The organism is Serratia sp. AS12, assembly GCF_000214195.1.
GTDB lineage: Bacteria > Pseudomonadota > Gammaproteobacteria > Enterobacterales > Enterobacteriaceae > Serratia > Serratia plymuthica.
Genome location: NC_015566.1, coordinates 5,133,911 through 5,153,821, shown reverse-complemented (window position 1 = coordinate 5,153,821; position 19,911 = coordinate 5,133,911). Strand labels below are relative to the sequence as shown.

Here is a 19,911-nt window from a genome sequence, read left to right as displayed (position 1 = left end):
TTACTCCTTAAAACGCGCATCGTGCGGGAACAGCCGGCGAGCCTGACGGTGCAGATCCTCCGCCCGCTGCGGCTGTTGCAGCAACCGGCTGGTCACCATCAGGTTGACGTAGATATTGGCGTCCGGCCGCACGCGGATTTCATTTTCCGCCCAACGTTGGTAGCTCAGCAGCGTGGCCGGATCGCGGGTATGCGGGTATTGCAGCAGCCGTTGCAACTGGACATCGTAGTCGTAGCGCACCTGCCAGGGCGTCGGCGTCATCACCCGGTTCATGGCGGCAAATTGCTGCAGACCGGTTTTTTCCACGGCGGTCACGATCAGGGCGCTGTGCAGGCCGTTGAGCAGATACGGCAACGCCAGCGCGGCCAAGCCGGTGGTGAGCAGCCGCAGGGTGAGCTGCGGGCGCGGTGACAGGCGCAGGCGGCAACGCACATCGCCGGCGCGCAGAATCGCCAGCAGCAGTACGCCGTGTGCCGCGGAGAGATAAAGCGGGTATTCCACCATCATGTGCAGCAGGATCGGCAGCGCCGCCAGCCAAGGGGCGGGCCGCAGCGGCAGGGCGCGGGTGCGTCGCAACAGGCGCCATAACCCCCAGCAAATGAAGGCGATGCCGCTCAGGCTCAGCAGGCCGCCCTCGATGCCCCACAGCAAAATTTCGTTGTGCGGATGGCTGATGCTGACGCTTTCCATGCCGCTGCGGTGGGTGGTGTAGAAGTGATGCAGGAAGTCGTGCTGAAAGTGGCCGTAACCCCAGCCGAGCCACGGGCGTTCGGCGATCATACGCAGCGCTTCCTGCCAGTAGGCCAGCCGGTAGAAAATCGGTTCCGCCACGGTGAGCGCCCGCGTCGCGCCGTTGAGCATGACCAGCAGCAGCCCGGCGGCTATTCCGGCAAGCAACAGCAGCAGGGCGGTGGTGGCGCGGCGGCGATTAAGCCGATACAGCATAAACAGTTGCAGCGGCGACAGCACAACGGCCGCCAGCAGGCCAACGCGTGAGGCGATCACGATCAACAACAGCGGTGCCAGCACCAGCATACTGCCCGTCAGCCATTGCACGCTCCGGTGCAACGGGCGCCGGTTGCTCAGCAGATACAGCGCCAGCGCCAGCCCGGTAGCCATAAAGCTGGCCATCAGGTTCCACTGCTGGAAGATGCCGTACGGGCGGTTTTTCACGGTGTTGTAGCCTATGGCGTTACCCGGCTCCAACAGGCCGTACTGCACCAGGCCCAGCAGCGCCTCGAGCACCGTCGCCGCCAGCAGTAAAATCAGCAGCCTGCGCCGCCGCAGACGGTCGAGCGGTATCTGCAACAGCGCGAAGTAGGCGGCGACGCCCAGCGTCAGCCCCAACAGGCGTGGGAGAGCTTCACTCAGCCAGGGATTTTTCGTCCACAGCAGCGGCAATAATAAAATCAGAGCGCCCGGTGCCAGCCGGTTAAAAAAGCCGGACACGGCCAGCGGCGGACGGCTCAATAGCATCGCGCCGAGAATAAACAGGGCGATAAATAGGCCGCCGACCAGATTCCACGGCAAATAAAAACCGCTGCCGCCGCGATTGGGCCAGTAAATATGCATGGCGATCAGGCAATAGCACGCCGCCAGCCCGAATAACCCGGCCGTTTTGTTGTTGGATATCATCACTGCTTCCTGAAGCGCCTGGCCTTATTGGTAAGCCAGCACAAAATTGGCTACCGAGCTGAATTCACCCTCGGTAATGGTTTTATTCTGTATCGCGCTGGGGTGGCCCTGCACATAGGCGGTGAAATTCAGCACAGTGGCGCCGTCCTGCAATGCCACCGCGCTGGTGGCCTGATTCAACTCGATATCGGCGCCCTTGCTGTCAAACAGCGCGATGGCGGCGCCGTTGGTGCCGTTATTGATCGCCAGTTTGCCCGGCAGTTCGCTGTCTTCGGTACCGCTGAAAGTGACATTGACGGATTTGAACACCGCCGTTTTGCAGTCGGTCAGTTTGATATTGAACGGCACCGGATTGCTGTGGCCATAGCGGTACAGGGTTTTGACGATCACGGTATCCATCTCCACCACCTGATCGGCCGATTGCGGTTCAATATTGCACGGCCGGCTCACCACGGTACCGTGGAACTGCAGTGGTGAACCGACCAGTTCGGTATCCGCCAGAGCCGGCAACGCCGTAAATAATAAGGGCGTGCAACTGAGCATCGCTAAAGCGCGTAAACGCATGGTCTGTTTCTCCCTGGGTTACTCGAAGGCCGCCACAATGGTGGCCGAGGCGTTAAATTCCCCTTCCGCGATGTCCTTGCCGCCGTTGGCCAACGGCGCGGCAACCAGGTTCCAGCTGCCGCCGTTACCGATATTCGGCACCGGGTAAAACTCATTCGGGACAACCAACTGACCGTTATGTTTGATCTCGATACCGAGATCGGTTTTATCGGTTTTAAACGCGTTATTGGTGAAGGGCGCTGGGGTGCCGGAGACCGCCAGTTTGATATTCAGGGTACCGTCCTCAAAGCTGCCGCCTTCGCACTGGAAGCGCACCGGAATGCTTTGCGGATAGCTTGCGCCGTTCAGGTTGCTGCCGCTGATTTCCCCAAATTCGACGTTGATCAGTTGGCCTTCATTCACCACGCATTTATCCGGCACGTACAGAATGGCGGATTGAATAAACACCTGCGCCATAGGGTTGGGGCCGAAACCTGCGTCGGTTGAACCCAGGCGACCATACATCTCGATGATTTGCCGGTCGTTAATCTGCACGCCATTGATGATTTTTTTGCGCACCCGGAAGGTGACTTTGCCCCGGGAGCCGCTTTCGTAGTTGTTGATTTGCACGTAGGGCGGGTTGCATGAATGTTGGTTCAACTCATTGGATACATTGTAAAAAGGCACTGTGACGTAGGCCCTTTTATTGCCGGCGATCCAAACCTCGGCTTTTAAATCCAGGAAATCATTAAGTTTTAAATAACCGTTGCCGAACTCGGAGGGGGGCAGTGCCGAATCCGACTTATAAAAGTGCGGGCTGGTCGGAATACGAGTATCGCAATAGGCCTTGCCGGTATATTGGCCGCCTAATGAATAGGTAAATTCTTTGGTGAAGCCCACCCGATTGGTGATGTTGGTTTCATTCAGGTCGATATAAAATTGTTTTGCCCCGCCGTCCGGCGTCACGTAGCCATTTGCCCAGACGGCGGGCGCCGCCAGCGCGAACGCCAGCGGCAGGTAATAGTTAACGTATTGGTTTTTCATCGCGTTTGTGAACCTCACAGGTAAATCACCTGAATGTGCGCCACGCCGGAAAACCCGGCCGCCATCACCGCCCGCTGCGTTGACTCCACGCTGGCACTGAACCACAGCGTGTTGCTGCCGGGCTGCAGAATGTAGGGCCGGCTTTGCTGATTGAGCGACAGAGCGCGGCCCTGTTGGTCCTGCAAACGCAGGCCGATGCCTTGCACGCCGCCGTTGAGTTTCAGCAAGTCCGGATTATTCACATCGCTGTCGCCGAGAAACACCAGCGTTGCGGCCTGCTCACCCTGTAAATAGAGCTGCCCGGCATCGCCGTTACGTTGGCCGGCGGGGTTATCCGCCAGCGCTTTGGCCCCCAACAGGCAGTTGCGGAAGGAGAGACGAAAGCGCACCGGCGCGCTCCGATCGCCGGCATTCTGGAAGTCACGCGCGTTAACCTCGCCCAAATCGATAGCCTGATCCTGGCTGTCCGGCGTCAGGCTGCAAGGGGAACTGAGCAGGCCGCCGAAAAAGCTGACGGTGCCGGTAGTGCCTTCAATCACGTCAAGCGGCGTTGCCGCCGCCGCGCCGCCGCTAAACAGCAATGCGCCGAACAGCAAGGGCCGCAGGCGGCCGCCGGTGAATTCAGCCATGCGGTATCTCCTTATTTTTTGGTATCGGGCACGACATGGCAGACGCTGCCGTTGCAGGCGAAGCGCAGCTCGGGGTGGCCGCCGTAGTCATTGATGTAGGTGACGACAAAGCTGTTCAGGCCGTTGTCGCGCAGCTTCACGCTTTCGCTGGATTTCGGTTTCAGCATCACCGGCTGGAAGTCACCGAGCGCGCCGCCGCCCTGTTTCTGCGGTTGGCGGGTCATGCCGGTCAGGGTGATATAAAACGGCGTGGGGTTTTCGATGGTGAACCCGCCGGCGTTTTTACGGAACACCAGCTTCTCCTGCCACACCTCGCCTTTTGGCGCGACGATGGCTTTCGGCCGGTAAAACAGCTTGATCTGGGTCTGCAGCGCCAGCTGCATCACGTTGGTTTTGCTGCTCTTCGGCGGGATTTCGCGCAAGTTGAAATAGAACACCGATTCGCGATCCTGCGGCAGGCGGTCGGCCTCCGGAGTCTTGGTGATGCGCACTACGCTGCGTTCGCCGGCTTCTACCCGCTGCAACGGCGGCAGTACCACCAGCGGCGAGGTGATTTTCTGATGCTGTTCGTTTTCCAGCCAGGATTGCGCCAGAAAAGGCAGCTCCTTATTTTCGTTGACGATATTCAGGCTGATGGATTTCGCGTCGCTGAGGTAGACGGCGCGGGTACGATCCAGCGAGATCGCAGCGTTGACGGCCGGAGCCGCGCTGGCCAATACCAGGCCCAGTGCGGCCACTTTTGCTAGCGGATAGTTGTTCATAGTCATCAATTCTCTGTGTTGCGGATTACAGTTTGGCGCACGGCAGCAGCAGATGGTCCAGCGGCTTGGCGGCGCCCGGTATCACGATGCGGCACTGGCGTTGGCCTTCCCAGGCGACATCCAGTTGTTCTTGCGGCTGGACGCCGGTCAGGTAGACCGATCCTCCGTCGTTCACCACCGCCACTTCGCGGCCTCGCTCGCTCAGCACCGTAGCGCCAAACGGCGGCTCGCTGCCGTCGGCCAGCTTGATGGTGGCCAGCAGCTTGCTGCCTTTCACCACCTCAAAGTGGCGGTAACCGATGGCGCCTTCGGTCAGCGTGCCTTGCACTACCGCTCGGGTCGCTTCGACGTCGTCCGCAAGTCGGTTGACGTCAATTCGGGTATCGGTGTTGTAGTAGCTGGTGATATCGGAAATCACCGCCAGGCCGAAGTGGTTGCTGTAGGCACGACCGTTGTTGATCGGCACCCCGGCGATGCCGTCGGTGTCGAGCATCATCCGGCTGCCGCCGTTGCTGGAGTTCTGGTGCGCGGCCACGCCGTGTCGGGTGGCGGTAATGCCGCTGCGGAAAGTGCCGCCGATAGAGGAGTAGCTGTCTTGTTGGTAAGAGGCGCTGGCGTTGAGCGAGCCGAACGAGGCGTTACGGGTGTAGTAACCGCGAGCCAGCGATTTGCCGGCTTGGTTGAAGCCGCCGCTGACCTGCCAGGTATTGTTCGGATCGGTGTAGTCGTTGTAGGACGCCATCTGCGTGACGTCGCTGTTGCTGCTTTGCAGCGAGTAACCGATACGGCGACGATCGCCAATCGGTACGCTGAAGTTCAGCATCACGCTGTCATCCGTGCGGCCGTGATAGGTCGTGCGGTAGGCCGACAGCGAGGCGGTGATGTTGCTGACGTTACCGACGTTGAACAATTTGCTGGCAGACAGCCCGTAGCGATCCTGTGCCTTGGCGTCCCAATAGGTCTGGTGGGAATAGGTCAGGTAGGCGGTGATCGCTTTGGCGCTGTCTTCCGCCATAAAGGTTTTGCTGGCGGTGATGGTGTACAGCTCTTTTTGGCGCCCGTTGTAGTGTTCGTCGTAGTCGTTGTAACGCTCTTGCAGATACTGCGACATGTTCATGAACTTGCGCTGCGAGAAGCGGTAACCGGCGAAGGTGATCTGGCTGTTCAGCTCATCGAAGCGTTTGGCGTAGTTGACCTTGAACGACATGCCGCTGGCGGTCGGTTCATTGGGCAGGCGCGCGATAGACTGCGTGACGTCCAGCGACATGGCGCCAAACATGTTCAGATCACGACCCAGGCCGAGCGCCCAGGCGTTGTAATCGCCGCCGAGCAGCGCGCCGCCGTACAGCGACCAGGCGCTGGTCAGCCCCCAGGAGAAATCGCTGGCAGAGAACAGCGGCCCCTGCGTGCGGTGATCGTAAGCCGAGGGCTTACCCAGTGCGACGTTGTAGCGCACATAGCCAGGGCGGGTCAGATAAGGGATGGTGGCGGTATCGACCTGGAAGGTGGAGACGCTGCCGTCTTGTTCTTCTACCTTCACATCCAGCCGGCCACGCACCGAACTGTTGAGATCCTGAATGGCGAACGGCCCGGCAGGCACCGTGGTTTCGTACAGCGTGCGGCCTTCCTGGGAAACGGTGATTTTGGCGTTGCTCTTGGCGATGCCGCGCACTTCCGGCGCATAGCCTTGCAAGTTTGGCGGCAGCATGCGCTCGTCACTGGCCAGATTGAGGCCGGTGAAGCGGTACGAATCGAACACCCCCGAGTCGAGAAAGATTTCGCCGAGGGTAAGCTTGGCGGCCTGCATTGGCAGTGCGCGATAGGCGTAGATCTGGTTCCAGTCAAAACCGCTGTCACGCTGGCCGGCCTGCTGATTGTAATTGGCCTGATAATCGGCACGCAGGCGCCAGGCGCCCATATTGGCACCCAGCGTACCGTAGCTGCTGAGATTTTCTGAGGTGTTGTTATTGTGGCTTTGCTTGCCGACCTGGCCGCTGAGGTTGTAGTCCAACAGTAGCCCCGGAATACCGTCGTCCCATTGTTCAGGTGGGGTCCAGTCTGGATCGGAATATTTCATCCATGCCTGCGGAATGGTGATCGCCAACACGCCGCCGCCGATACGATCGGAAAGGGTCGCCCCTTTGATCCCGCTGATATCGGCACACTGGTTGTCGTGCCACAGGGTGATTTTTTTGGCGGCTTCCTCTTTCAGCGCCATTTTTTCCACCAGATCCGGCGGCAGACAGGCGCGGGAGCGGTCCTTTTTATCCGCTGACGGATAATACTGGATGCGGCGCTGCGGCAGGGTTTTCTGGTTGATCTTGATATCCAGCAGATAGGTGCCGGGCATGACGTAATCGGCGTCGGAAAAACGCGATAAATCCACTTTGCTGCGATCGCCGATATCCAATACGTCAGTATTGAATTCCGTGGCGGAAAAAGCCGAATGCGCCCAGAGGAAAGATAGAATGACGGTAAGGGGTCTTTTTTTCCGTGTCAGTAATGACGTCATAGAATAATCACTCATGGCAAATCCGCGCCCAATAGCAGGTCATCCTGTACGACCTGAATACGTAATACGTGATGTCATTCGGTACCTGATGCCGGTACCCGCCTAACGCGGCGTTACAGATAAGACAGGGTGAATTTCGCCAACGAGCTGAATCCGCCGGCTCGGGCCTTATCAGGGTGAATACGTAATCGGGCACCGAAGCGCAGCGTATTGTCGCCGGCGACGATCTGGTAATCCGCCGTGGTGGTGCCCAGCGGGATAGGGGTACCGGCTGCGGTCAGCAGTTCAATGGCCACGCCTTGCGCTTCGCCGTAAACGCCCAATAGCTCGGGATCCCGGCTGTCTGCGGTGCCGTCGAAGGTGACGGTAGCCGCGCGATAAATAAAGTCGGGCTTCACGACGCTTGCCAGTTCGCAGTTCACCAGCTTGATCTCAAAATTGCGGCGGCTGCCGATCAACACCGGCTGTTCGCCCAATGCCGCGTCGGTCATGGCGATCAGCCCGAAATCAATGGATTGGTCGAGGCTTTCGCCGGCAATCCCACAGGGGGTCTCGACGATCTCGCCGCCCAGGCTGACCGTGCCGTGGCCCTGATTTTTCGCTGTCGCCTCTACGCTGCAAACGCTGAGCGCGATAAGCAGTGCGCCCCAAATCCGGGTTGTCATGCTGGCGTCTCCCTGTAGCCGTCTGTCTCGTTACCTAATATCCGTGCAGGTAAAAGCGGGGACGCCGAAACGGCGCCCCCAGGGGGATTACAGGTAAGCCAGAGTGAAGTTCGCTACGCTGGTGAATTCGCCTGGGACCACGGCGCCAGACGCGCTGCTGCCTTGCAGATAAGCGGCGAATTTCAGGGAGTTGTTGCCTTCGTTCAGGCCCTGACCGTCAGTCGCGGTGCCCAGCTCAACGTCTTTGGAGTGCAGGTTGTCGTAGATCATGATGCCGGCGCCGGTCGCGGTGCCGCTCAGTGCCAACAGCTTGCTGTTATCAGGATCCGGGGTGCCGGTGAAGGTCACCTGGACGTTCTTCATGGTCGTCAGAGAGCAGTCTTTCAACTCAATGCTGAATGGCTGAGAGCTGGATTTCCCTTCTTTGGCCAGGATACGGCTGCTGATTTGGCCCATCGGTACCGTCTGGTCAACGGATTCTGGCGCTACGCTGCATGGCGCATCGATGATTTCACCGGTAAAAGTCACTTTACCGCTGCCCTGGTTAGATGCGGCGTGAGCAACAGATGCGGAAGCGAAAGCAATCATGGTTGCCAGCATTAATTTATTCAGTTTCATTTCTCAAGTTCCTGTAGAGAGTATTTAAATAAAAAGAAAAGCACATCTAAATCCCCCACGACGCTGGCAACATCATGTCGCCGGCCTCGAAGTTGGAGCCAGATCCTTTTGCTCTGGGCAATACGCCACCCTCCGTTATTTTCTCGGCAATAACGAAAGTTTTTGGAAGGCGTAAAAACGCATTCCATTAAAATGAAAATATGAATATCACCCTGGCGTCTTGGTGAGAATATTCTTGCAAATAATAGGTGTCGTTGGAAATAGCTTTTATTAAGTTAGGTCAAATACAGAATATAAAACCAAAAGGAAAAAGAAATATATATAATTGAAAATCAATAGATCGTATACAACTATTATCCAGAATAAATGACTATATAAGTGGCGATGTGCGAGATTTTAGATCGCCAGATATGCCGTTGACACTACAATTCACAATATTGTTTTGATAATATCGCCATCAGACAGCAGATGATGAATTGCGGCTGTTAATCGTCATTGAAAAGTTAACTCATTGTTTTAAAAGACAGGTAAAACGATATCGCCGGCTTGAAACGCGGCTTTCAGACATAACGACGGCGGTAATTTCTTTCGTTGCGTTAACAAAAAAATAACAATATCGACCTGTGCCGGATTATTATCGGCACATGCTGATATTGCGATTTTTTTTGTTATTTAACTCGTTCGGATTAATCCAAAGCGGTGAGTTCTCTCTGGGCTCCACGACATAATAATGACCTAAGTGATAATTAAGGGATGATAAACGGAATGATTACCATAATTAATGATTCAACTCGCCGCTCTGCCGTCGCTTTGGCGGTGATGATAATGACCGGTTTAATGTTGTCGGGCTGTGCGGGGAAGAATGGCGCGGGCGTTGTCGCCGTGAAAAAAGTCTCACAGAATAATCCTAACGAAAAGACTGACGAGCAGCGCATCGTACTTTGTCAGCAGCGGGTGAGTTCACTTAAGAATATTAATCCGCAAAGTTACCAGAAACGGATTGCTTATTTTAACGGGCTGCTTTCCAACGCCTCCGGATATGCCGGTATTCGCAGTCATGTCGATGAAAGTACCCGTAAGGCTATAGACGCGCTTTATAAATATAAAACTGAAAAGTTCTGTGCCGACGTCGAGCATGAGCTGATGTCCGATCTGTCCAGCCGGGTGGAGAGCCTGTAGCCATGAAAAAGTGTGCGGAAGGAGCCGCAGCCTTTCTTTTGTTACTGGTGGCAGGCAGCGTGTCGGCGGCGGGCAAAACGCCGACGGATGACGGCATTCCCGCGCTGCTGAAATTTGCCGAGCAGCAGCAGGTGGCGGCTCCAGCGGCAGAAAAGGCGCCGTCGGTTACCTCGCCGGCTACCGTCAAACCCAAACCCAGCACTGCACCGCGAGGGGATACCGCCCGGCTGACGGCGCTGAATCAGACCCTGCGTCAACAGGCCGAGGTGATTCAGCAGCAGGCCGACACTGTCCGTCGGCTGGAGCGGCAGTTGGCGATTCAAGTCGCCGAGCCGGCGGTCAGTGTGCCTGAGGTTGTCGATATCCGGCCGTTGACGGCAGCGCTGAAGGGGATCCGACGGGCCATCGCGCCGCCGCCGGATCTGATCGCCATGGCGGCATCGTTGGCGCGGCAACAACGGATAGCCGGAGAACAAGAACGACGGCTACAGCAGCTTGGCCGTCAGTTGGCGCGGTTGCAACAGCCACCGGCGCTGGTCAGCGATGCGGATAAACAGGCTTACGCTGCCGGAGTCTCGCTGGGGCGCGACATCCTGCACCTGCAGGAACAAAACCAACAACGGGGTATTGAAGCCGATCGGCCGCGTTTGCTGGCGGGCATCGCCGATACGCTGAACGGCCGACCACGGTTGGACAAGGCCGCCATCGACGGCGCGCTGCAAGCCGCAGACCGCGCTTTGCAGCAGGCTCATCGGCAACGGCAGCAGACCTTGCAGCAGGACGGTAAAGCCTATCTTGCCGATTTCGCCACAAGGCCGGGGGTTCATAAGGACGCGCTCGGGTTCTATTACCGCGTGGATTACGCCGGCAGTGGGCGGATAGGAGCGGGCGACAACGTCAGCATCGTGGTGCGTGAAAGTTTGCCCGACGGCACGGTGATTAAGGATATGGAGCCGGCCGGTACGACAATCACGCTACCGCTGGCGCAATATCCGCCGCTGTTTCGCGCAGCTATCGGCAAACTCGACAAGCACGGGTCCATTACTCTGGTGGTGCCACCGGAGCTGGCGTATGGCGAGAAGGGCAGCCCACCCGCCATCCCGCCAGGGGCCACCATGATTTACACCCTGCGCGTGGCCGACGTGCTGCCGCCGGATAAGGACAGGTAAAAGTAACCCAGGAGGACGTGATGGCGAAGGCGCCGATAACCTATGAAATCAGGAAGTCGCATATGCTAAACGTGTTACGAAAACTGTGTATGGAACGCGCGACGGGAACAGAGAGGCACCACCCGCCCCCGCCGGAACAGTGGCCTAAAACAAGGGAGCTGGCAGACAAATGCGGCGAGAATATTTACACCACACGCACGCTGTTATTGGCGTTGGAAAAAGAGGGAAAAGTGCGTTGTACCCACCGCAGCATCAATAATTCGTTACGCTGGTATATTTGTACGTCGTTCCAAAAAGCGTAATGCCTTTTCTGTCTGAAATGTTGGACTTTCTTTCACAGCGCATCATGATAAGGCTGAGGGCTTACAACCCCCTCAGCCCTGTTGTTCGTCGCCGGGTGCACCTGCCCTGACTGGGGATGAGCGAGCTGGCCGCCTGCTGCAACTTGAAATCCATAGGGTATACTTGCCGGCTGATTGAAACGCGTTTTATGGCGATGCGGATATATTATGAAGGAAAGCAAAGAAATACTTTTATTGGATGGTATTCATTATCAAATAGACGATCAGGTTATTTTGGATTCCGTCTCTTTCGGCCTAAAGCCGGGCGAATTCAAACTGATTACCGGGCCGTCCGGCTGCGGAAAAAGCACCTTGCTTAAAATTGTGTCTTCGCTGATCGATCCGACCCGCGGAAAAATTATCTTTGACGGTAAGCCCATCACCGATATGTCGCCGGAAGCATACCGTCAACAGGTTTCTTACTGCTTCCAGACTCCGGCGCTGTTTGGCGATACGGTCTATGACAATATTGCGCTGCCTTATCTGATCCGTAAGCAAAAACCGGACGAGCAAAAAATGAAGGCCGATCTGGCGCGTTTCGGGCTGGCGGAAAATAAGTTGAAAAAAAGCGTTAACGAATTATCGGGCGGGGAGAAACAGCGTATTTCCTTGATCCGCAACCTGCAGTTTATGCCCAAGGTGCTGCTGTTGGATGAAATCACCAGCGCGCTGGATGAAGAGAATAAACGTAACGTTAACGAGATTATTCATCAGCTGGTATCGCAACATGGCGTAGCGGCGTTGTGGGTCACGCACGATAAAGATGAAATCAAACATGCGGACGATGTGATTACCCTGAGCGCCCACGGCGCACGGGCACAGGAGAAAGCCGATGAACCAGCATAATATCACCAATGAATCTTTAGGGTTGTCGATGATACTGGTGGTTATCGCTATTTTGATCAGCCATAAAGAAAAGCTGGCGCTGGAAAAAGACATTATCTGGAGTATTTGCCGCGCGGTAGTGCAGCTGATTATTGTCGGCTACGTGTTGAAATACATTTTTGATGTGAACAACGCCATTCTGACGGTGCTGATGGTGCTGTTTATTTGTTTTAACGCCGCTTATAACGCGCAAAAGCGCAGTAAATATATTGAGCATGCGTTTATTACCTCATTTATCGCCATTACCACGGGCGCGGTACTGACGCTGGTGGTGTTGGTGCTGACCGGTTCGATAGAGTTTACGCCGATGCAGGTGATCCCGATTTCTGGCATGATCGCCGGCAATGCCATGGTGGCGGTTGGGTTGTGTTACAACAATCTGGGGCAGCGTTTCAAAGGCGATCAGCAGAAGATTCAGGAGATGCTCAGTTTGGGCGCGTCGCCGAAGTTTGCCTCGACGGCGTTGATCCGCGACAGCATCCGCGCGTCGTTGATTCCGACGGTCGATTCCGCCAAAACCGTCGGGCTGGTCAGCCTGCCGGGTATGATGTCCGGTTTGATCTTCGCGGGTATTGATCCGGTCAAGGCGATCAAGTACCAGATCATGGTCACCTTTATGCTGCTTTCCACCGCCAGCCTGTCGACCATTATTGCCTGCTATCTGGCCTACCGTAAATTCTATAACGCCCGCCATCAACTGGTGGTCAGCAAGCTGAAGTAGCGTTGAAAAAACGGCCTCCGAAGAGGCCGTTATGCTCTCTGCTACCCTTGCAGCAGGGCGATGCTCTGGCGGATTTCACGTTCTATATCTGCCTCTGACCAGCTATCCAGTTGCGAAGAGAACGGCTCGAAGGCGTAAATGCCGGTATAACCGAGGCGCTCCAGATTCTGCACCTGCTTTTTGCTTTCCAGCCGATCTTGGTCGCTTAGCATGATGCGTTCTTCGTCGCTTAGCGCGCTTTTGCTTAGCGGGTCTTCCACCCCGGAAAGGTGCACCAGGCCAATGCCATCGATGTCAATCTGCGCATCAAACTCGGGTTGCGCCACCTCACTTAAATAATGGTGGAAGGTATCCAGCACGATTTTGTAGGGCGCGCCGGAATCCCCGATCAGCGACTGCGTCAGCAGCGACGAGCGCAGTGAACTGATGCCGAAGCCCAGCGGTTCGACATAGCCCTGCACGCCATATTGTTTAAACAGCGGGGCCAGCAGCTTCAGGGACGCCAACGTATCCGTCTTTTTCTGCTCTTCGCTGCGGCGATCGTCCGCGCTGCAATGCGGGCACAGCACCAGCGCCTTGCTATGGATGGCCTGGGCTTGCGACAGCAGCGCCTTGGCATTTTTCAGCAGCGCGGCCTCGTCGTCCAGCAGGTTAAACCTGCCAAGGGCATTGATAGTGATGATCTCAATGCCGTATTTTGCCGCCAGCGCAGTGAGTTGCTCATTGCTCAGGCTGTCGGTCACCTTGCCGCTCGGCATATCGTTGCGCAGCTCAACTTTGCTGAGCCCGCACTTTTTCACCAGGCGGAAAAAGGATTCCAAATCGAGATTCGGCGCGATCTTGCGGTTGATGCAAAAACGCTTTGGCGCAATGGTCATGATGCATGACTCCTGAAGGGGTTGAGAAAGCTTAGGGCTTGCCGTCTTGCAACGGCACCGGCCGTGTTTCGGACAAGGGCAGGCGATAGCGTTTCGCCATCACCACGTCTTCCATTTTCTCGAGGGAGACGCCCCGGGTTTCCGGGATATAGCGGCTGACAAACCAGTAGCTGAACAGGCAGCACGCCGCAAAAATCCACATCGGGAAAGCGCCGTGGAACTGGGAGAACAGATACGGATTGTCGTTGATCATCGGGAAGCTTTGCGAAACCACAAAGTTGGCCAGCCACATGCAGCCGACGGCGATGCTCATGCCCTGCGAACGCATGCGGTTGGGGAAAATCTCCGACACCAGCACCCAGGCGCCGACGCCCCAGGACAACGCGAAAAACACCATGAAGAACAGCATGCCGAACAGCGCGAAATAGCCGGTCGCCTCGGTATACAGCGCATAAGAGGTGATAAGCAGCCCGACGATGACCCCCAGCGTGCCCCAGCGCATCAACGGGATACGGCCCATACGATCCATCAGCATGGCGCCAATCACCGAGCCGACCAACTGCATCACGCCAATCCAGATGGTCTGGAACAGCGCTTCCTGCGCATTCTCGGTGACGGTTTTCAGCACCACCGGCGCGTAATACATCATGACGTTAACGCCGGTGACCTGTTGCAGCATGGCGATCATGCAGCCGACAAACAGGATGAATCGCACGCGCTTATCGGTGTAGCTGAGTTTTTGCTTGCTGGATTGTTGATCCTGCCGTATCGAATCCTTGATTTCCCGCAGTACGTTTTTGGCATGCTCGGCGTTGGAGACGCGGGTCAGCATCGCCAGCGCCTGATCGTCACGGCCGACCATCACGCTCCAGCGCGGGGATTCCGGAATGATGAACACCAGAATGCAAAACAGGATGCAGGGAAGCACGCCGGAGGCGAACATCCAGCGCCAGCCCATCTCCACCAGCCAGGCTTCGCTGGCGATGCTGGCAATCTTGAAGTTGACGTAAAAGATCACGATCTGGCCGAACACGATGGCGAACTGCTGCATGCTGAGTGCGCGGCCGCGCATGTCTTTCGGTGACACTTCAGACATGTACATCGGTGAGACGGTGGCGGCGATGCCCACGGCCAACCCGCCGATAATGCGGTAAATGACAAACCAGGTGAAGGTCGGCGCCAACGAGGAACCTATGGCCGAGACGGTGAACAGCAGCGCCGCCAGCATCAGCGCCTTCTTGCGGCCATAACGCCCCGCCAGCGGCCCGGCGGCAAAGGCGCCAACCACACAGCCGATCACCACGTTGGAGACCGCCCAGCCGGTTTCGGCCGGGCTGAGGTTGAAATAGGTTTTCAGGGATTCGATCGCGCCGGAGATCACGGCGGTATCGTAGCCGAACAGCAGGCCGCCCAGAGCGGCGACCCCGCAAATCTTCATGATGTAGCCGGTATTGCGTTTACGCTGATATGACATTTATTGCTCCGATTTTTATCCTGGCTTCTGCCCGCATGTTGCGTTGTAGGGAAAAGGGAGCAGAAGGGTGAACCGTGCCTGTCATCAAGGCGGTGATATTTGTGCAGTTCTTCCTTAAACAAGAACATTTATTTCATAATTAGTGAATAATGAAATATTGATTTTTAGATCCAGTTCAAAAAAAACCGCAAACGGACAGCCAACGTTACCGAAAGATTTACGCGCGCCCGGCGCCGTTGCGTTGGCCGACCTCTGCTATTTTTCTGTATAAAAGTCAGTGGTAAATACCGCCCGTCGCCCGGCAAGCCGGCGGCGCGTTTTTTACCGCAATGCAATGCCCCTGTATGACGACAGGGTAAAACTGCGACCTTCCGCACTAAAAACAAAATTTCTAAAATAATTTATTTGAAACTTTTTTTTCAATGAAATAGAGTTTGCTTTATCCGGTCAGGATTTAGCCTGCTTGCGGGCATGAGCTGGCAGTGTGATTCAAACGCCACGGCGTGCGGCAGCCCCGCATGCGGCCAGGCGACAGCGGACTTAAAAGAGGGTGAGACATGAAAACCGTGGGTAACTTTATTGGCGGGCAGGTGTGCCTGAGCAGCAGCAATCAAACCGTCGACGTGCATAACCCGGCTACCGGTCAGGTTGAACGTCGCGTCACGCAGAGCACCGCCGCCGAGGTGAAACAGGCCATCGATGTCGCCCATCAGGCGTTTACCGACTGGTCGCGCACCACACCGCTGCGCCGTGCGCGCATCATGTTCAATTTTAAGGCGCTGCTGGAACAGCATCGCGAAGAACTGGCGCAGCTTATCGTCAGTGAACACGGCAAAGTCTATTCCGATGCGCTGGGCGAACTGACCCGCGGTCTGGAAGTGGTCGAGTTTGCCTGCGGCATTCCGCATTTGATCAAAGGCGAATATTCGCCGGATGTCGGCAGCGGTGTCGACAGCTTCTCGCTGATGCAGCCGCTGGGCGTGGTGGCGGGCATTACCCCGTTCAACTTCCCGGCGATGGTGCCGATGTGGATGTTCCCTATCGCGCTCGCCTGCGGCAATACCTTCGTCCTCAAGCCGCCGGCGCTGGTGCCTTCGGCCTCGGTGCGGCTGGCGGAGCTGCTGAAAGAAGCCGGCCTGCCGGACGGCGTATTCAACGTGGTTCATTGTTCTAATGAAAACGCCGCCCAGCTGTGCACCGATCCGCACATTCAGGCGGTGAGCTTTGTCGGCTCGTCTGCGGTAGCGGAACACATCTACACGACCGCCAGCGCCCACGGCAAGCGGGTACAAGCCTTTGGCGCAGCGAAAAATCAGGCCATCATCATGCCGGACGCCGATCTGGACGCGACCGTAAATGCCCTGATGGGCGGCGCGTTCGGTTCTGCCGGTGAGCGTTGCATGGCACTGCCGGTGGCGGTGGTGGTGGGTGACGACACGGCCGACAAGCTGATCGCCAAGCTGAAACCGCTGATTGCCCAACTGCGCGTTGGCCCTGGCATTCAGCAGGGCGGCGAAGAAAACGAAATGGGGCCGCTGGTGTCTTCGGCGCACCAGAAGAAAGTGTTGGGTTATATCGATCTGGGTGCGGAAGAGGGCGCGACGCTGGTGGCCGATGGCCGCAACTATCAGGTAGCGGGCTATCCGGAGGGTTACTACGTTGGCGGTACTCTGTTTGACCACGTGACTTCTGACATGCGCATCTATCGTGAAGAGATCTTCGGACCGGTGCTGGGTATTGTCCGCGTACCGGATTACCAGACCGCCATCGATACGGTGAACAGCCATGAGTTTGGCAATGGCAGCGCCATCTTCACCAGTAACGGCCACTATGCACGCCAGTTCGTGCAGGAAGTGCAGGCCGGCATGGTGGGGGTTAACGTGCCGGTGCCGGTCCCGATGGCGTTTCACAGCTTCGGCGGCTGGAAGCGCTCGGTATTCGGTGCCCTGAACGTGCACGGCACCGACGGCGTGCGTTTCTACACCCGCATGAAAACCGCCACAGCGCGCTGGCCGACCGGGCAGCAGACGGTGTCGGAATACAGTATGCCGACGCTGGGTTAATCCCCGAACCGACAGACCAGGGCCGTTACTTCATTGGAGTGACGGCCGCTGCATTTGTAACGCTATAGGTTAACAGGAGAATAATCATGTCCTCATTGCTCGCCAAATGTCAGCAGCCGAACGCCGAGGGGCGCATCCAGCACGTCACCCCAGAGAATGCCGACTGGCGCTTTGTCGGGTTCGATGTCTATCGCCTCGAAGCCGGCCAGACGCTGCAATTGGAAAGCGGCGATAAAGAGCTGTGCCTGGTGCTGGTCGCCGGCATTGCCTCCGTCGCCACCCTGCGGGCGGAATATCCGCATATCGGCAAACGCATGAGCCCGTTTGAGCGCACGCCGCCTTACGCGGTCTACGTGCCGCATCACGACAAGATTAACGTGCGGGCGGAAAGCGATGTGGAGTTGGCGGTGTGCAGCGCACCGGGCAAAGGGCATCTGCCGTCGCGCCTGATTACGCCGGCGGATGTGGGCGTCGAGCGGCGCGGAAAGGGGCGCAATCAGCGTCTGGTGCATAACATTCTGCCGGACAGCGAACCCGCCGACAGCCTGCTGGTGGTGGAAGTGTACACCGATGAAGGCAATACCAGTTCATACCCCAGCCACAAGCACGACCAGGAGGATTCGCCGGATGAAACCTATCTGGAAGAAACCTACTATCACCGCATTCAACCTGAACAGGGTTTTTGCCTGCAGCGAGTCTATACCGACGATCGCGAACTGGATGAGTGCATGCCGGTGTATAACCGTGACGTGGTCAAGGTACCGCGCGGTTACCATCCGGTGGCGACGCTGGCCGGTTACGACAGCTACTATCTCAACGTGATGGCCGGGCCGGTGCGGCTGTGGAAATTCACCTGGGAAAAAGACCACGCCTGGATTAACAGCGACGGTTATCCGGCGCGCTAGGTCAAGTCTGTGTTATGACATTAAGCCCGTGAAACGGGCTTTCCTCATGATCGGCCACATAGCTGTCAATTGGCGTGTGTATAAATTTAGTATCAATTTGCTCCCCGCCTGTTCAAATGATAACCTTTTTAAACATGAGTCGCTGGGTGTGATGACAGGCTATGTGCGCGGAAGCGAAAGTAGCGAGTAGCCGCGAAGTGCAATTGCCGTGATTTGTTCGCAAGCCTGGTGAGGCGTCCTTTGAGCGGAAGCTTTCGCCTGTGCAATAGAAGTAAAAGAGGAATCCGTTATGACGACTACGATGTCCCAAAAGGCTGCTCGAGAAGGGTTGGGTTCACCCGACCTATTTGAAGGCGGTGTTTTCGTCACCAAAAATGGCGTCGCTGAGCTGTTTGTCCAAACTGCAGCTGAGAGAGAGGCAGAGATTAGGGAACGCAATCTCGAACGACAGGCTAATGCCCTGCTAAAACTGGTGATGCTGGCTAAACAAGACATTAAAAATCAGCGTGGAATGTCACCTGAGGAAACGCTGAGAAGATTGCGTGTAGCACGCAAATAACAAAGAGGTGCTGAGTGCCGAAATATAGGGATATTATTGTTTCACCGGCGGCAGAATGGAGTCTTAAAGATATCGAGTCGTTTAAAAGCGGGATTATTGGCCAGGCTAATGCCGGTGAATTTGTGGATAATCTGCTGTTATCATCTCTATCGGCGATAGCTGAAGACCCCACTCGCTATCGTTTCAATGCGGTGTTATCAGGCTGCGGCGTACAGCTCCGTGAGCGGCTGGATCCCGACAGCGAGTATCGTGTTATCTATGACTGTGACGACAAAACCATCGAAATCCTGGTTTTTGTCAGCATGAAACAGGATCTGGAAAGCGCATTGTACCGCTATCTGGTATTGCAATAGCTTTCAGCACCCGGCTGTGCCGGGTACATTCTCATCGGTAAAACGGCCCGATTTCCTGCGTGCCGCCTCCCTTATTACCATAACTACTCGTCTTTGGCATTATTCAGCGCCAAGGATACCGCCAGGGTTTGCGCCAGACACATTGAGGCGACCTGCGAGCGGAAACCGTCCACCTGCGCTTCGCGCACCACAAAGCACACGTCGCTGAAGGCGGCCAGCGGGCTGACCTGGCTGTCGGTGATGGCGATCTGTTGCGCGCCGCGTTTGGCGCCCAGTTCCACCAACTCCAGCGCTTCTTGCGCATACGGCGAGTAGCTGATGGCAATCACCACGTCCTTGGGTTTCACCATGCTCAATTGCTCGGTAAACATGCCGCCCAACCCGTCGATCAGAAACGCCCGACGTTCAAGGTGGCGCAACGCATAGGTAAGGTACGAGGCGACGCTGAAAGAACGGCGCAGGCCAATCACGTAGATGTTCTCGGCGTTGTTCAGCAATTCAACGGCACGGTCCAGCTGCTCTGAGCTGGTTTGCATCGCCAGCTGTTGCAGCGCCTGAGCGTTGACCATGGTGAACACGTTGAGAATTTCCGCCGGTTTTTCCGGTGCGACGTTGCCGTCGGTCGCAGTCTGGCGAAACAGGCGGGCGCGTTCGGTGTAGTTGACCGTTTCTTCCATCAGGTGCTGGCGAAAAACCTGTTTCATTTCGTTGAAACCGCTAAAGCCAAACGCGTTGGCGAAGCGGATCAGCGTGGAAGGCGGAACGCTGGCCTGGGCGGCGATGGAGGCAACGGTATCGAAAGCAATGCTGTTACTGTTATCCAAAATGTAACGCGCCACCTGTTTCAAGCGCTTGCTTAGCGTTTCATAACGGTGGCGAATCTCGTCCTGTAACAGCGAAAGTTGAGTTGGGTTGTTCATCCATTCGGCTCGCAGTGGGGGCTAAGGCGTATCGGCCTGACGCCTGAGTTGTTGACA

The 19,911-nt window shown here is 56.5% G+C and carries 20 protein-coding genes; 9 read left to right on the top strand and 11 right to left on the bottom strand.

The annotated features are described in order from the left end of the window. The 8 genes from SERAS12_RS23855 to SERAS12_RS23820 form a co-directional block, all read right to left on the bottom strand. On the bottom strand, positions 1-1,635 hold the full coding sequence (locus tag SERAS12_RS23855; protein WP_013814898.1) for a PglL family O-oligosaccharyltransferase: 1,635 nt from the start codon (positions 1,633-1,635) through the stop codon (positions 1-3). A 24-nt stretch (positions 1,636-1,659) separates the two neighbouring features. Further along, the gene (locus SERAS12_RS23850; protein ID WP_013814897.1) at positions 1,660-2,199 is read right to left on the bottom strand and encodes a fimbrial protein; all 540 of its coding nucleotides are present in this window, start codon (positions 2,197-2,199) and stop codon (positions 1,660-1,662) included. An 18-nt stretch (positions 2,200-2,217) separates the two neighbouring features. Beyond that, positions 2,218-3,222, bottom strand: coding sequence for a fimbrial protein (locus tag SERAS12_RS23845; RefSeq protein WP_013814896.1), 1,005 nt, complete (start codon positions 3,220-3,222; stop codon positions 2,218-2,220). Positions 3,223-3,236: 14 nt separating this feature from the next. Next, positions 3,237-3,851 carry a fimbrial protein gene (locus tag SERAS12_RS23840; RefSeq protein WP_013814895.1) on the bottom strand — a complete coding sequence of 205 codons (615 nt, stop codon included), beginning with the start codon at positions 3,849-3,851 and terminating at the stop codon, positions 3,237-3,239. Between the two features lie 11 nt (positions 3,852-3,862). Next, positions 3,863-4,612: a molecular chaperone gene (locus tag SERAS12_RS23835; RefSeq protein ID WP_041416484.1), complete on the bottom strand. Its 750-nt coding sequence runs from the start codon at positions 4,610-4,612 to the stop codon at positions 3,863-3,865. A 25-nt stretch (positions 4,613-4,637) separates the two neighbouring features. Further along, positions 4,638-7,139, bottom strand: coding sequence for a fimbria/pilus outer membrane usher protein (locus SERAS12_RS23830; RefSeq protein WP_013814893.1), 2,502 nt, complete (start codon positions 7,137-7,139; stop codon positions 4,638-4,640). Positions 7,140-7,237: 98 nt separating this feature from the next. Further along, positions 7,238-7,789: a fimbrial protein gene (locus SERAS12_RS23825; protein ID WP_013814892.1), complete on the bottom strand. Its 552-nt coding sequence runs from the start codon at positions 7,787-7,789 to the stop codon at positions 7,238-7,240. An 87-nt stretch (positions 7,790-7,876) separates the two neighbouring features. Then, positions 7,877-8,407, bottom strand: a complete 531-nt coding sequence (locus SERAS12_RS23820; protein ID WP_013814891.1) for a fimbrial protein — start codon at positions 8,405-8,407, stop codon at positions 7,877-7,879. A 765-nt stretch (positions 8,408-9,172) separates the two neighbouring features. Between SERAS12_RS23820 and SERAS12_RS23815 the strand changes: the two genes are divergently transcribed. From SERAS12_RS23815 to fetB, 5 genes are all read left to right on the top strand, one after another. After that, on the top strand, positions 9,173-9,586 hold the full coding sequence (locus SERAS12_RS23815) for a hypothetical protein (RefSeq protein WP_013814890.1): 414 nt from the start codon (positions 9,173-9,175) through the stop codon (positions 9,584-9,586). Between the two features lie 2 nt (positions 9,587-9,588). Then, a complete protein-coding gene (locus tag SERAS12_RS23810; RefSeq protein ID WP_013814889.1) occupies positions 9,589-10,755 on the top strand; it encodes an FKBP-type peptidyl-prolyl cis-trans isomerase N-terminal domain-containing protein in 1,167 nt (388 codons plus the stop codon). Positions 10,756-10,775: 20 nt separating this feature from the next. After that, entirely contained in the window at positions 10,776-11,057 is a 282-nt protein-coding gene (locus tag SERAS12_RS23805; RefSeq protein ID WP_013814888.1) for a FaeA/PapI family transcriptional regulator, read from the top strand. A 207-nt stretch (positions 11,058-11,264) separates the two neighbouring features. Then, on the top strand, positions 11,265-11,942 hold the full coding sequence (fetA, locus tag SERAS12_RS23800; RefSeq protein WP_013814887.1) for an iron ABC transporter ATP-binding protein FetA: 678 nt from the start codon (positions 11,265-11,267) through the stop codon (positions 11,940-11,942). Further along, positions 11,929-12,702 carry an iron export ABC transporter permease subunit FetB gene (gene fetB, locus SERAS12_RS23795; RefSeq protein ID WP_006328625.1) on the top strand — a complete coding sequence of 258 codons (774 nt, stop codon included), beginning with the start codon at positions 11,929-11,931 and terminating at the stop codon, positions 12,700-12,702. Before fetA ends, fetB begins: the two co-directional genes overlap by 14 nt. Before the next feature lie 41 nt (positions 12,703-12,743). On the opposite strand, the gene SERAS12_RS23790 is transcribed toward fetB, so the two are convergent. Further along, positions 12,744-13,580 (bottom strand): TIM barrel protein, encoded by an 837-nt coding sequence (locus SERAS12_RS23790; protein ID WP_013814886.1) that lies wholly within the window; start codon positions 13,578-13,580, stop codon positions 12,744-12,746. Positions 13,581-13,611: 31 nt separating this feature from the next. After that, the gene (locus tag SERAS12_RS23785) at positions 13,612-15,054 is read right to left on the bottom strand and encodes a sugar porter family MFS transporter (RefSeq protein WP_013814885.1); all 1,443 of its coding nucleotides are present in this window, start codon (positions 15,052-15,054) and stop codon (positions 13,612-13,614) included. 557 nt (positions 15,055-15,611) lie between these two features. On the opposite strand from SERAS12_RS23785, the gene SERAS12_RS23780 reads away from it, so the two are divergent. The 4 genes from SERAS12_RS23780 (at position 15,612) to SERAS12_RS23765 (ending at position 18,934) form a co-directional block, all read left to right on the top strand. Beyond that, the gene (locus SERAS12_RS23780; protein ID WP_013814884.1) at positions 15,612-17,117 is read left to right on the top strand and encodes a CoA-acylating methylmalonate-semialdehyde dehydrogenase; all 1,506 of its coding nucleotides are present in this window, start codon (positions 15,612-15,614) and stop codon (positions 17,115-17,117) included. Positions 17,118-17,203: 86 nt separating this feature from the next. Further along, entirely contained in the window at positions 17,204-18,022 is an 819-nt protein-coding gene (iolB, locus tag SERAS12_RS23775) for a 5-deoxy-glucuronate isomerase (protein ID WP_013814883.1), read from the top strand. 289 nt (positions 18,023-18,311) lie between these two features. Then, the gene (locus tag SERAS12_RS23770) at positions 18,312-18,581 is read left to right on the top strand and encodes a hypothetical protein (protein ID WP_013814882.1); all 270 of its coding nucleotides are present in this window, start codon (positions 18,312-18,314) and stop codon (positions 18,579-18,581) included. A gap of 14 nt (positions 18,582-18,595) precedes the next feature. Then, on the top strand, positions 18,596-18,934 hold the full coding sequence (locus tag SERAS12_RS23765) for a hypothetical protein (RefSeq protein ID WP_013814881.1): 339 nt from the start codon (positions 18,596-18,598) through the stop codon (positions 18,932-18,934). Positions 18,935-19,017: 83 nt separating this feature from the next. Here the strand turns inward: SERAS12_RS23765 and SERAS12_RS23760 are convergent, their stop codons facing one another. Then, positions 19,018-19,854: a MurR/RpiR family transcriptional regulator gene (locus SERAS12_RS23760; RefSeq protein WP_013814880.1), complete on the bottom strand. Its 837-nt coding sequence runs from the start codon at positions 19,852-19,854 to the stop codon at positions 19,018-19,020. Between the last annotated feature and the right edge of the window lie 57 nt (positions 19,855-19,911).

Coding starts and splice junctions, on each gene's coding strand:
- SERAS12_RS23855 (WP_013814898.1), bottom strand. CDS start 1,635: ATGATATCCAACAACAAAACGGCCGGGTTATTCGGGCTGGCGGCGTGC.
- SERAS12_RS23850 (WP_013814897.1), bottom strand. CDS start 2,199: ATGCGTTTACGCGCTTTAGCGATGCTCAGTTGCACGCCCTTATTATTT.
- SERAS12_RS23845 (WP_013814896.1), bottom strand. CDS start 3,222: ATGAAAAACCAATACGTTAACTATTACCTGCCGCTGGCGTTCGCGCTG.
- SERAS12_RS23840 (WP_013814895.1), bottom strand. CDS start 3,851: ATGGCTGAATTCACCGGCGGCCGCCTGCGGCCCTTGCTGTTCGGCGCA.
- SERAS12_RS23835 (WP_041416484.1), bottom strand. CDS start 4,612: ATGAACAACTATCCGCTAGCAAAAGTGGCCGCACTGGGCCTGGTATTG.
- SERAS12_RS23830 (WP_013814893.1), bottom strand. CDS start 7,139: ATGAGTGATTATTCTATGACGTCATTACTGACACGGAAAAAAAGACCC.
- SERAS12_RS23825 (WP_013814892.1), bottom strand. CDS start 7,789: ATGACAACCCGGATTTGGGGCGCACTGCTTATCGCGCTCAGCGTTTGC.
- SERAS12_RS23820 (WP_013814891.1), bottom strand. CDS start 8,407: ATGAAACTGAATAAATTAATGCTGGCAACCATGATTGCTTTCGCTTCC.
- SERAS12_RS23815 (WP_013814890.1), top strand. CDS start 9,173: ATGATTACCATAATTAATGATTCAACTCGCCGCTCTGCCGTCGCTTTG.
- SERAS12_RS23810 (WP_013814889.1), top strand. CDS start 9,589: ATGAAAAAGTGTGCGGAAGGAGCCGCAGCCTTTCTTTTGTTACTGGTG.
- SERAS12_RS23805 (WP_013814888.1), top strand. CDS start 10,776: ATGGCGAAGGCGCCGATAACCTATGAAATCAGGAAGTCGCATATGCTA.
- fetA (WP_013814887.1), top strand. CDS start 11,265: ATGAAGGAAAGCAAAGAAATACTTTTATTGGATGGTATTCATTATCAA.
- fetB (WP_006328625.1), top strand. CDS start 11,929: ATGAACCAGCATAATATCACCAATGAATCTTTAGGGTTGTCGATGATA.
- SERAS12_RS23790 (WP_013814886.1), bottom strand. CDS start 13,580: ATGACCATTGCGCCAAAGCGTTTTTGCATCAACCGCAAGATCGCGCCG.
- SERAS12_RS23785 (WP_013814885.1), bottom strand. CDS start 15,054: ATGTCATATCAGCGTAAACGCAATACCGGCTACATCATGAAGATTTGC.
- SERAS12_RS23780 (WP_013814884.1), top strand. CDS start 15,612: ATGAAAACCGTGGGTAACTTTATTGGCGGGCAGGTGTGCCTGAGCAGC.
- iolB (WP_013814883.1), top strand. CDS start 17,204: ATGTCCTCATTGCTCGCCAAATGTCAGCAGCCGAACGCCGAGGGGCGC.
- SERAS12_RS23770 (WP_013814882.1), top strand. CDS start 18,312: ATGACGACTACGATGTCCCAAAAGGCTGCTCGAGAAGGGTTGGGTTCA.
- SERAS12_RS23760 (WP_013814880.1), bottom strand. CDS start 19,854: ATGAACAACCCAACTCAACTTTCGCTGTTACAGGACGAGATTCGCCAC.